At 70.3% G+C, this 9265-nt stretch carries 20 protein-coding genes and 1 pseudogene; all 21 read left to right on the forward strand.

Annotation, left to right across the window (positions count from 1 at the left end; all coding sequences use genetic code 11):
* Window positions 1-116: 116 nt before the first annotated feature.
* Window positions 117-662, forward strand: coding sequence for a hypothetical protein (locus ACWY4P_RS53445; protein WP_456213475.1), 546 nt, complete (start codon window positions 117-119; stop codon window positions 660-662).
* A gap of 95 nt (window positions 663-757) precedes the next feature.
* Entirely contained in the window at window positions 758-991 is a 234-nt protein-coding gene (locus ACWY4P_RS53450) for a hypothetical protein (protein ID WP_456213476.1), read from the forward strand.
* Between the two features lie 179 nt (window positions 992-1170).
* On the forward strand, window positions 1171-1497 hold the full coding sequence (locus ACWY4P_RS53455) for a hypothetical protein (protein ID WP_456213477.1): 327 nt from the start codon (window positions 1171-1173) through the stop codon (window positions 1495-1497).
* Between the two features lie 119 nt (window positions 1498-1616).
* Window positions 1617-2087, forward strand: coding sequence for a hypothetical protein (locus ACWY4P_RS53460; RefSeq protein ID WP_456213478.1), 471 nt, complete (start codon window positions 1617-1619; stop codon window positions 2085-2087).
* Between the two features lie 33 nt (window positions 2088-2120).
* On the forward strand, window positions 2121-2354 hold the full coding sequence (locus ACWY4P_RS53465) for a hypothetical protein (RefSeq protein ID WP_456213479.1): 234 nt from the start codon (window positions 2121-2123) through the stop codon (window positions 2352-2354).
* Entirely contained in the window at window positions 2351-2728 is a 378-nt protein-coding gene (locus ACWY4P_RS53470) for a hypothetical protein (protein ID WP_456213480.1), read from the forward strand. Before ACWY4P_RS53465 ends, ACWY4P_RS53470 begins: the two co-directional genes overlap by 4 nt.
* Window positions 2725-3171: a hypothetical protein gene (locus tag ACWY4P_RS53475; protein WP_456213481.1), complete on the forward strand. Its 447-nt coding sequence runs from the start codon at window positions 2725-2727 to the stop codon at window positions 3169-3171. The genes ACWY4P_RS53470 and ACWY4P_RS53475 overlap by 4 nt, the downstream gene beginning before the upstream one ends.
* Entirely contained in the window at window positions 3164-3496 is a 333-nt protein-coding gene (locus ACWY4P_RS53480) for a hypothetical protein (RefSeq protein ID WP_456213482.1), read from the forward strand. Before ACWY4P_RS53475 ends, ACWY4P_RS53480 begins: the two co-directional genes overlap by 8 nt.
* Window positions 3489-3665: a hypothetical protein gene (locus ACWY4P_RS53485; protein WP_456213483.1), complete on the forward strand. Its 177-nt coding sequence runs from the start codon at window positions 3489-3491 to the stop codon at window positions 3663-3665. The genes ACWY4P_RS53480 and ACWY4P_RS53485 overlap by 8 nt, the downstream gene beginning before the upstream one ends.
* A complete protein-coding gene (locus tag ACWY4P_RS53490) occupies window positions 3662-3883 on the forward strand; it encodes a hypothetical protein (protein WP_456213484.1) in 222 nt (73 codons plus the stop codon). The genes ACWY4P_RS53485 and ACWY4P_RS53490 overlap by 4 nt, the downstream gene beginning before the upstream one ends.
* Window positions 3880-4230, forward strand: a complete 351-nt coding sequence (locus ACWY4P_RS53495; RefSeq protein ID WP_456213485.1) for a hypothetical protein — start codon at window positions 3880-3882, stop codon at window positions 4228-4230. Before ACWY4P_RS53490 ends, ACWY4P_RS53495 begins: the two co-directional genes overlap by 4 nt.
* Window positions 4227-4784, forward strand: a complete 558-nt coding sequence (locus ACWY4P_RS53500) for a RusA family crossover junction endodeoxyribonuclease (protein WP_456213486.1) — start codon at window positions 4227-4229, stop codon at window positions 4782-4784. Before ACWY4P_RS53495 ends, ACWY4P_RS53500 begins: the two co-directional genes overlap by 4 nt.
* 154 nt (window positions 4785-4938) lie before the next feature.
* Window positions 4939-5187, forward strand: a pseudogene (locus ACWY4P_RS53505) (WhiB family transcriptional regulator); the annotation flags it as partial.
* Window positions 5188-5375: 188 nt separating this feature from the next.
* Window positions 5376-6314: a hypothetical protein gene (locus ACWY4P_RS53510; protein WP_456213487.1), complete on the forward strand. Its 939-nt coding sequence runs from the start codon at window positions 5376-5378 to the stop codon at window positions 6312-6314.
* Window positions 6314-6820, forward strand: a complete 507-nt coding sequence (locus ACWY4P_RS53515) for a single-stranded DNA-binding protein (protein WP_456213488.1) — start codon at window positions 6314-6316, stop codon at window positions 6818-6820. The genes ACWY4P_RS53510 and ACWY4P_RS53515 overlap by 1 nt, the downstream gene beginning before the upstream one ends.
* 170 nt (window positions 6821-6990) lie before the next feature.
* Entirely contained in the window at window positions 6991-7179 is a 189-nt protein-coding gene (locus tag ACWY4P_RS53520) for a hypothetical protein (protein ID WP_456213489.1), read from the forward strand.
* Between the two features lie 134 nt (window positions 7180-7313).
* The gene (locus ACWY4P_RS53525; RefSeq protein ID WP_456213490.1) at window positions 7314-7571 is read left to right on the forward strand and encodes a hypothetical protein; all 258 of its coding nucleotides are present in this window, start codon (window positions 7314-7316) and stop codon (window positions 7569-7571) included.
* A 42-nt stretch (window positions 7572-7613) separates the two neighbouring features.
* Window positions 7614-8105: a hypothetical protein gene (locus ACWY4P_RS53530; RefSeq protein WP_456213491.1), complete on the forward strand. Its 492-nt coding sequence runs from the start codon at window positions 7614-7616 to the stop codon at window positions 8103-8105.
* Window positions 8106-8217: 112 nt separating this feature from the next.
* Window positions 8218-8520: a helix-turn-helix domain-containing protein gene (locus ACWY4P_RS53535; protein WP_456213492.1), complete on the forward strand. Its 303-nt coding sequence runs from the start codon at window positions 8218-8220 to the stop codon at window positions 8518-8520.
* Entirely contained in the window at window positions 8517-8879 is a 363-nt protein-coding gene (locus ACWY4P_RS53540; RefSeq protein WP_456213493.1) for a hypothetical protein, read from the forward strand. The genes ACWY4P_RS53535 and ACWY4P_RS53540 overlap by 4 nt, the downstream gene beginning before the upstream one ends.
* Window positions 8879-9265 carry a DUF4326 domain-containing protein gene (locus tag ACWY4P_RS53545; protein ID WP_456213494.1) on the forward strand — a complete coding sequence of 129 codons (387 nt, stop codon included), beginning with the start codon at window positions 8879-8881 and terminating at the stop codon, window positions 9263-9265. Before ACWY4P_RS53540 ends, ACWY4P_RS53545 begins: the two co-directional genes overlap by 1 nt.

A 9265-nucleotide genomic window follows, 5' to 3' on the forward strand; every position in this document is an offset into this window, starting at 1 on the left:
TGACATGATGAAGCGTCCGGAACCACCCGGAGTGACGACCTCCGGCCCGGCGCGCGCCCCATAGCACCCCACGGCTACGCTCCGCGTCCACCGGGCCGCCGATGGATGGGGTAACCATGGGCGAACAAGACACGGACGCAGCCGTCGCCAGAGCGCGCCTCCGCCTCCTCGCAGCGGAATTCACCACCCCCCGCACAACCCGCCGCGCACCCGGGCGAAGGGCCCCCACCCCCACCCCGCACGAACTCATCAACCTCGACATCCTCGACCACCTGACAAAGTCCACCCGCGAGATCGTCGAATACACCCGCGAAGTCGTCCCCGACGCCAGCCCCCCGCCGACTGTCGCGGGAGGCATCTACGGCTGGATGGTCAAGCTCACCCCGCACGTGGACATCAAGCGGCAGATGACCCGGGACGCCATCATCCACCGGCAGAGCCTCGAGCACGCCCTGGTCATGGGCGACAAGGACGTCATCCGCTACGAGGAGTGCCCCGGCTGCACCTGCTGGTCCCTGTTCTGGCGGCGCGATGAGGACCAGGCCGCCTGCGTAAACCGGTACTGCGCCGAGCGGCTTGGCCGCCCCAGCCTCTGGACGCTGCAACAGATCGCCGAGCACTATGTGGCCGAGAAATACGCCGCCCGCAAGCACGCAACCTGACCCGCACCTCACGAGTCTCACCATCACCACCTGTCCCACTCGAAACGCCTCGGCCGGTCGGAGCTGCGACCGTCGGCCACGTCCAGGAGCTGATCGTGGCTGCACACATACCGTCCCCCACGCCCGCACAGGATGACCTCGTGACCTTGAAGGCCGTGACGGCCCTGTTGCGGAAGAGTCCATATCCCGTGTCGCACTCGACGTTGAAGCGATTGATCGCCTACTACCGGATCCCCCGCAAGAGGATCGGCACGGCGGACTACGTGCACTTCAGCGATGTGCTGGTTGCGCAACGGCGTTGGGCCGAGCGGGCACGCCGGAAGTCCTGACGGCCCGCCCGGTTTGACCTGCGGAGAGTCGGCCTCGCCCCATCTGGGGCGGGGCTTTCTTCATGCCCACAAGGATGATTCATTGCGCATGTAGTGAATCACGGCTATGCTCGAAGAGCCGACAACGGACGGCTGGTCAGCCGCCCGGAGTAACCGAATCGAGGCTCGCCATGGCCGTGATGACGCACGCCCACGCACCCCACCAGCTCCCCACCCAGGTCAACCTCTACGACCTCCCCACCGCCACACGGGACCGCTTCCTCGAGCACATGGACCGAGCCGACCAGACCATCCACATCAGCGAGATCCGCGCCCACCACGCCCTCGCCGCACACGAGATCGGCCTGGCCCTCCCCAGCAACAGCGAGATCGCCGTCTGCGACTGCCCGTGCTTCTGCCAGACCGTGTTCCCCGAAGCCGACGCCCACGAGTACGACGAGGGATACGGCCCCATCACCCAGTGCCCGGTCTGCACCGACGACCACCGAGGCACCACCGCCGAATAGGCACCCCGAAGCGGGTCCGGCCCCCGGTCGAGCACCGCGGACCCCCCACCGCCAGCCTCCCGGCGGCCGGACCGACCCACCACAGCACACCACCCCGCACGCCAACCCGGGAGACCGCCATGCCCACCGCAGCCGCACAGCACGCCACCACCAGCCGGCTCATCCGAGGCGCCCGCACCCTCCTGGCACAGCGCGGCATCTACACCCAGACCCCCGGCTACGTCGGCGACGACGACAGCATCAACATCCCCACCGCCATCCTCCTCGCCCACACCCAGCAGGCCCTGCCCCCCGCCGAGTTCACCCGCGCAGCGTGCCTCGCTCAGCAGGGCGACCCCGACGCGCACTTCCGTGCCCGGCCGGCCGTCATGGACGCCATCCGCTTTCTCTCCGCCTGCATCGACGGCGAGCCCAACGACGACATGACCACCGGCCAGCCCGACTACATCGACCACCTCGCCTGGTGGCCCACCTACCGGCCCATCGACGCACAGACCCCGCCGTCCCTCGACGACGTCCTCGACCTGATGCGGAAGGCCGCCGACACCGCCGAGCAGATCGCCACCGCCGACTACCCGGCCGCCGCCTGACCAGCCGCCCACGCCCCGAACGGAGCCCCCGCCATGACCATGCCCACCATCACCCAGACCCCCTACGGAACCCCCGACAACTCCTTCGAAGCCGGATACCTCGACGGCGAACTCGCCGCCATGACCGGCCTCGACTCCCGCCGCGCCACCGCCCGCATCGAGATGGCCGCCGACTACGACCCCATGTACGCCCAGGGCTACAGCGACGGCTACCTCCACGCCACCGCCCTCAACGCCGCCCAGCTTCAGAACGAGGAGACCCGATGACGAACCCGGCCACCGAGCAGTCCCCGCTGACGCCGAAGCGCGAGAGCCAGTTGCGCGCCCTGCTGACAGCCAGTGAGGCACTGTCCCCGAACGCGGGATGGGCCCTCCTGGACGAGCTGGACCGAGGTCGAGCCGAGCGCGACGAGCTGAAGAAGCGGGTGCTGACACAGGGCGACGTAACCAACGAACCCCTCCCGCTCCGCGAGGCCATCGAGTACGGCATCCGCCGCCCCGACGGCCGGGTGCTGGACGGAGTTACCACGGACCGCGCGGCCCAGGAGGCCCGCCTGGGCCGCTACCGCGAACTGCAGCCGAACGCCCGGCTGCTGGAGCGCACCGTTCGCCACGGCGAGTGGACGGAGTCGGAGCGGTGACCGCCAAGGCGCCCCAGCGCGCCGAAACGGAGGGCGCCGTCACCACGGCGGCGCCCGCCCGCCCCCGCCTCAGCCTCGTCAAGCCCCCGGCCGGCACGGCCCCGCGGCCCCGGGCGGACCTCTACCGGGCCCTCCGCGAAGCCGCCGCCCACGCCACCTTCCACACCGGCGCCGCAGGCATCCACGCCCCCTACGACCACTGGACCGGAGCGAGCGACGGCACGGCCACCACCCTGCTCGCCGACGGCACCCGCCTCATCCACACCCCCGACGACGGCCTCACCGCCTACCAGCACTGCCCCCACGGCTGGGGCCACGCCCGCCAGGTCGACGACCAGCAGCAGCTGAACGCCTTCCACGCCGACACCACGGCCTGCCACACCCACACGCCCGGCCCGGGCCGCCCGGCCGCCGACACACCCACGGAGCACCCGCATGGCTGACCTCCCCGAGCCCACCGTCCAGCCCACCCGCTACGTCGTCTCTCTCTTCCCGCCTGACGACCACAACGGAGCCCTCTTCAACCTCGCGGTCGAGTACAGGGGCCGCGGACTGTGGGCCGTTGTCCGCTTGAAGCAGTGCCTCAACGCCAGCGGCCAGTGGAGCTACGAGTCCATCCCCTCCGAGCGCGAGGACGACTGGCTGGCCGAGCACCGCTTCGACCTCGACACCGCGCTGAAGCTCGCCAAGGAAGCCGCCCCGCACGTGACCGTCAACGGCCGCACCGCCGCCGAGGCCCGGGCCCGAGGCAAGAACCGCGGTGACTGAGCAGCAGTACCAGGCCGTGATCCGCAGCTTGGAGGACGAAGCCCAGCAGTCACGCGGCTTCCGCGCCCGCACGGTCGCCTTCATCCAGGACCCCACGCACGACCTACACACCCGCCAAGCCCTCGCCGAACACCTCGGCCTACCAGCACCACGACAGGAGGCGCCGTGAACGACTACCAGGTCTCCTGCCTCGGTAAGACGGCGTTCCCCTCGAGGCGCGCCGGCCGCCGCCGGGCCAGACAGATACGCGGCGAAGGCGGCCCCGACTTCCGCGCCTACCGCTGCGACTGGTGCCTCGCAGTCCACATAGGGCACCGCCCCGGCCACGCCACCTACCTCCGAACCGGCCCCCACGGGCCCATCCACCTCCAGGAGTACGCCGCATGACCACGCTCGACACCCCCAAGACCCCCCGCGAGTTCGCCGAGACGATGATCCGCTCCACCATCGAAGCCGACCGCCTCGCCGACGAGAACATCAACGACCGGTGGCTCCGCGAAGCCCACACCCACACCGCCGTCAACGGCTACATCGCCGCCATGGCCATCGAAGCCCTCCGCCGCTTCGCCCCCAGTAGCGCGGACGCGCTCGCCGAGTACCTGAACCGAGTTCTCACCGCAGGAGACCTCGCCGGACCCGCCTACCGCACGGCCAAGGGACTCGGCCATGACCCCGACCAGTGGATCGCCCAGTTCGATGAGCGCGCGGCCCGGCGGAAGGCGAACACGAAGTGACCCTCACCGCACCCGACCCGGCCATCCCCGGCACCCGGCAACTCCGTCTCACGATCGTCGTCAACGGCGGACCTGCCCCACAAGGCTCGAAACGCTACGCCGGACACCGGCGCAACGCCGCCTCCGGCCGCGTCAGCGCCGTCCTCGTCGAACAGTCCAAGCGCGTCAAGCCCTGGCGTCAGCAGGTCCACGAGGCGGCACTCGCCGCCACACGCCTCTACGCGAACTGGCAACCCCTCGACGGACCCATCACCGCCGAGATGAGCTTCACCGTCCGCGACAAGCCCACCAGCAGGCCGGTGTGGTGGCCCTCCGAAACTCCCTGGTCCCGGCGCCTCAACTGGCGCCCCGCCTCCAGCCCCGACCTGTCCAAGCTCCTCCGCTCAACCGAAGACGCCCTGACCACCGCCCGCGCCTGGAAAGACGACGCCCGCGTAGTCCAGTACGACCACCTGGCCAAGTACTACGTCGGCGACCCTCACCCCGACGCCCTCAACCGGCCGGGCGCCATCATCCGCCTCTACACCCTCGCCGTAACGGAGGGTGACCGATGACCGTGACTACTGGCCGCTTTATAGAACAAGCCGCGCCCACACCCGAAAACGGTCACACTCCGCATCCGCTTGCCATTCGCCCTCAAGGAGTGACCTCATGAGCGTCCGCCCCCTCGCCCCTCCCCGCTGGCCTGCCCCCACCAGGCCCGAGACCATCACCAGCGACTGGCGGCACGCCGGGATCTGCCGCGAAGACCCCGACATGTTTTTCCCCACCGGCAAGACCGGGCCGTTCGTCACCCAGATCGAGCAGGCCAAGGCTGTGTGCCGTCGCTGCCCGGTCATGGAGCAGTGCCTGCAGTGGGCTCTCGAGAACCGAGAGATGGACGGGATCTACGGCGGTCTGGACGAGGACGAGCGGCGGAGTCTGCTGCGCCGGGCGCGGCGGCGTGTGGCCGGGAACCCGGAGCAGGCTTGGGTGCAGATCCTCCGGGACCGCCGACCGGAGTTCCTGGCGCTGCAGGCCGCTGGCCGTTCGGTGAACCAGATTGCTATGGAGCTGGGGACGAACACGCAGACGGTGCACAAAGTGCTGCGGGCCCTGGAGGCAGAGGCAGGCACTGCGGCTGAGGCGGTGGCGGCATGAGCGTGATGACGGCGGCCGAGCGTGCCGCTTCCTCCCGCTGGCAGGTGCGACGCCGCAGGCTGATGGCCGCTGGCCTGTGGGAGCCGTTCGTGGACGCCGAGCCGGTACGTGAACACCTGCGCAAGGTGAACGCCGCCGGGATGCCATACATGGCCATCTGCGAACGGCTGGGGCTCGCTCAGAATTCGTCGCTTCAGCACCTGATGTGGGGCCGCGGTGAGTACGGGCCCGGCCACCAGGTGCGGCGTGAGACCGCGGAGCTGGTGCTGTCGTACTGGCCGTCCTTGGACGACTTCCCTGATGGCGCGCGCATTGACGCGACTGGTACCCGTCGGCGGGTGGAGGCGCTTGCGGTGCGCGGCTGGTCGCGGCAGGTGATTGCAGAGCGGGTTGGTATGACGGCGGCGCACTTCAAGAAGGCGATCGGTCGGGAACGGGTTACGGCGAGGTTGGCCCGGGCTGTCGCCTCGGTCTACGACGCCTGGTGGAATCAGAACCCTCTGGACCATGGGGTGCCCCAGCAGTCCGTGTCCCGTGCTCGTTCAGTCGCCCAACGGGCCGGGTTCCATTCGGCGCTGGCCTGGGACGACGACACGATCGACGACCCCAGTGCGGTTCCGGTGCTGGACGCCGAGATGCCAGCTCCCGACGCCGACCCGGAGACCTCTGCCGCCCGATGGCTGGCCGGCGAGGCCGTGGTCCTCGGGGATGCCGCGCGCCGTCTGGCAATCCGGCACCTCATGGAATGGACCCCGGATTCGGTCGAGGTAATCGCGGCCCGGCTGGAGATGTCGCCCGAGGCGCTGTCCCGGTCGTGGGAGCGGATCAAGAAGCGTGAGCGGGACGCGGGCCGGAAGGCACCGTGGCGGCGGGCGTACCTGACCGCCCGAGAGCTGGGGCTCGAGAACGAGATGACGAACAACGACATGGAGAGGGCAGCGTGATGGCCGGAGAGACTGTGATCACCGTGGTCGGCAACCTGGTGGATGAGCCGGAGTTGCGGTTCACCCCGCAGGGCGCCGCGGTGGCGAAGTTCCGTGTGGCGTCCACACCGCGGAAGTTCAACCGGGACACCAACACCTGGGAGGACGAGAAGGAGAGCCTGTTCTTGTCGTGCTCGGTGTGGCGGCAGGCCGCGGAGAACTGCGCTGAGACCCTGGCCAAAGGGATGCGGGTGATCGTGCAGGGCCGCCTGAAGCAGCGCAGCTACGAGGACCGTGAAGGCGTGAAGCGCACGGTGTTCGAGTTGGAGGTCGACGAGATCGGCCCGAGTTTGAAGATGGCGACGGCGAAGGTGACGAAGACGGGCGGCCGTCAGGGCCCGCAGGGCCAGGCGGCGGGCCGGGCGCAGCAGGGTGGCGGGGATCCGTGGGCGTCCTCGGCGCCGGCCGGGTCTGGTGGCGGTGGTTGGGGTGGTGGTTCCGCGGCGCCGGACGAACCTCCTTTCTGAGCGTTTGTGCTGGTGGCAGGCCCGGTCCCGTGTGGGGCCGGGCCTTTGTCGTGGGTGGGTGTCTCTCTCCCCTCTGTTATTCATTGCACATGTAGTGAATAAAGGCTATGCTCGTAGAGCCGACAACGGGCCGCTGGTCAGCGGCCCGGAGTGAACAAGGGAGCTGTCCAGTGCCCGAGCTGCGCCTCAAGGACCCCAACGGCTACGACGCCGTCACCACCGGATACCGGGTCGTCGTCGACCCCCAGCAGGTCGACGCGGAGAACACCCGGATCCGGGCCGAGGTAGCCCCTCGGCACGCCGCAGAGCACGCGTACGCCGGGTACGACCCGCGCGACTACACCGTCCAGGCCGCCTGAGACCCGGCCGCCGCCCTCCCGGCCAGCTCGGTCGGCGGCCAACCCACGGGGCCGCGCCCCGCGAACCCCCGACCGGGGCGCGGCCCACCCATCGAAACCAATCAGCGGCCACCCCAGCATCAAGGAGAGCCCCAATGAGCCACCGCCCTACCCAGTACCTCGCCGACCACGCCCGCTCGGGGCGTGCCCTCTTCGCCCACCGCGACGACGCCCACACCTGGACGGAGGAGCAGACCAGCTTCCACCACCCCGACCAGACGTTCCGCTGGGTCGACGGAGGAGAGCACGGCTGGCAGGCGCTGAAGCTGGCTGACGGCACGACTGCGGGCACCGTGTATGCCCTTCAGCTCGACGGGCGGCTGCCGGACTACGACGCGGACGACTGGGACTGACCGCCGCCTGGCACACCAACCCGCACCGCAAGGAGAAAACGCATGACCAGCAGCATCAGCAACCCGACCGCCCTGTCCGACTACGACTGGCTGGAGTTCGTCTCCCTGGTCTGGAAGGTCCGCAACGAGGGGTCCTACAGCTACACGGTCGAGAACTGGCCGCCGGCGTTCGAGTCCACCGACATGCAGGCCATCGCCGCCAGCCGCGCGCGGATGCTCGCCTACTACCAGGAGAACCGGGGCAAGGTCGACGCCTGGTGGGACGTGGTCGGCGGGGAGCGGGCGGTCGACCTGCACAACGCGCACGTCGACGAGGCGCGGAAGCGCGAGCAGGACGCGTGCCTGTGGGGTATCCGCTGCACCGACGGCTACGTCATCACCTGTGAGACGCAGGAGTACCGCGACTCGTTCGTTGGCTACCTGGTGCGCGAGTACCAGGAGCACCCGGAGGGTCGTCGGATGCCGGAGGCTCTGCTGCACCGCGACGCTCCGGGCGGCGAATGGGCCGAGGTCGCTCGCTTGTCGCTCGCCTGAGCCCACGAGGGCTACGGCCCCCCGCACCACCCCCCACCACGTACGGGCCGCCCGCTGATCGCAGCCGGCGGGCGGCCCACCCATCCCCGCACGCCCAGACCGGAGGGCCGCCATGAGAGTCCGCGCCGACATCGCCGCCCTGATCAACGCCGGGCTGACCGACGACCAGATCGCCCGCCGCGTCGGCTGCCACCGGGCCACCGTCAACACCGCCCGCAACGCCCTGAAGCGAGCCCTGGCCGAACCGACCACGCGCGAGCGCCTGTACGCCGAGGCCCTCCCCACCGGCCAGGTCCGCGACTACCGGCCGGCCCGTATGCCCACCAGCCCGGCGCAGGCCGCCGCGAACCGCGCCCGACTCCTGGCCGCACTCCGCGAACCGTCCACCAACGACACCGAAAGCGAAGCAGCATGACCACACCCACCATCCAGTGGACCCGTAAGGCACCCGCAGACGAGGCCCGGGACAACGCCGAGTTCGCGTGGCGCTCGCACGCTGAGTTCCACGGCATCCGCGACGCGGTACTCACCCTGTGGGACGCCACCACTGCCCCGGACGGGCGCCCGATGCTGTCCGGCCGGGTCGACGGCGCCGATGCCTTGGCCGCGCTCCGATCGTTCGGCGGCTCCGCCCCGCTGATCCTCGGCTGTCCGGGTGACCAGCGGCCCGGCATGGACTACTCCGAGCCGGGCCGGATCGCCTGCGTGTGGCGCAGCCGCGACGTGTGGGTTCGCCTGTGGGCCCCGGAGCAGCACGCCGGGAGGGCCGCCTGATGCCCGCCCGCGTCCAACGCACCCGCAAGAAGGGCCAGCCCGGCATGCCGCCCGGCGCACGGTACGTCGGCCGCGGCCCCGGTCGCGCTGGACGCTACGGCAACCCGTGGCACATCGTCCGCGACGGCCTCGGCATCCACGTGATGGACCCCGACGGTCACCTATGGGCCGACGCCCAGTCCATGACTGAGGCCCGCGCCATCGCGACCGCCGAGTACGACCGCTGGGTCCACGAGCCCGAGCAGGCCGAGCTTCGTGCTACCGCCCGGGCGGAGCTGCGCGGCCGGGATCTGGCGTGCTGGTGCTCGCTGCCGGAGCACGGCGAGCCCGACCACTGCCACGCCCAAGTCCTGCTCCGGCTGGCCAACGCCCCGAAGGAGAACTGA

The sequence above is a fragment of the Streptomyces sp. LZ34 genome (assembly GCF_053890475.1).

Coding starts and splice junctions, on each gene's coding strand:
- ACWY4P_RS53545 (WP_456213494.1), top strand. CDS start 8,879: ATGCCCGCCCGCGTCCAACGCACCCGCAAGAAGGGCCAGCCCGGCATG.
- ACWY4P_RS53515 (WP_456213488.1), top strand. CDS start 6,314: ATGGCCGGAGAGACTGTGATCACCGTGGTCGGCAACCTGGTGGATGAG.
- ACWY4P_RS53510 (WP_456213487.1), top strand. CDS start 5,376: ATGACGGCGGCCGAGCGTGCCGCTTCCTCCCGCTGGCAGGTGCGACGC.
- ACWY4P_RS53540 (WP_456213493.1), top strand. CDS start 8,517: ATGACCACACCCACCATCCAGTGGACCCGTAAGGCACCCGCAGACGAG.
- ACWY4P_RS53480 (WP_456213482.1), top strand. CDS start 3,164: ATGGCTGACCTCCCCGAGCCCACCGTCCAGCCCACCCGCTACGTCGTC.
- ACWY4P_RS53495 (WP_456213485.1), top strand. CDS start 3,880: ATGACCACGCTCGACACCCCCAAGACCCCCCGCGAGTTCGCCGAGACG.
- ACWY4P_RS53530 (WP_456213491.1), top strand. CDS start 7,614: ATGACCAGCAGCATCAGCAACCCGACCGCCCTGTCCGACTACGACTGG.
- ACWY4P_RS53470 (WP_456213480.1), top strand. CDS start 2,351: ATGACGAACCCGGCCACCGAGCAGTCCCCGCTGACGCCGAAGCGCGAG.
- ACWY4P_RS53465 (WP_456213479.1), top strand. CDS start 2,121: ATGACCATGCCCACCATCACCCAGACCCCCTACGGAACCCCCGACAAC.
- ACWY4P_RS53535 (WP_456213492.1), top strand. CDS start 8,218: ATGAGAGTCCGCGCCGACATCGCCGCCCTGATCAACGCCGGGCTGACC.
- ACWY4P_RS53460 (WP_456213478.1), top strand. CDS start 1,617: ATGCCCACCGCAGCCGCACAGCACGCCACCACCAGCCGGCTCATCCGA.
- ACWY4P_RS53455 (WP_456213477.1), top strand. CDS start 1,171: ATGACGCACGCCCACGCACCCCACCAGCTCCCCACCCAGGTCAACCTC.
- ACWY4P_RS53525 (WP_456213490.1), top strand. CDS start 7,314: ATGAGCCACCGCCCTACCCAGTACCTCGCCGACCACGCCCGCTCGGGG.
- ACWY4P_RS53445 (WP_456213475.1), top strand. CDS start 117: ATGGGCGAACAAGACACGGACGCAGCCGTCGCCAGAGCGCGCCTCCGC.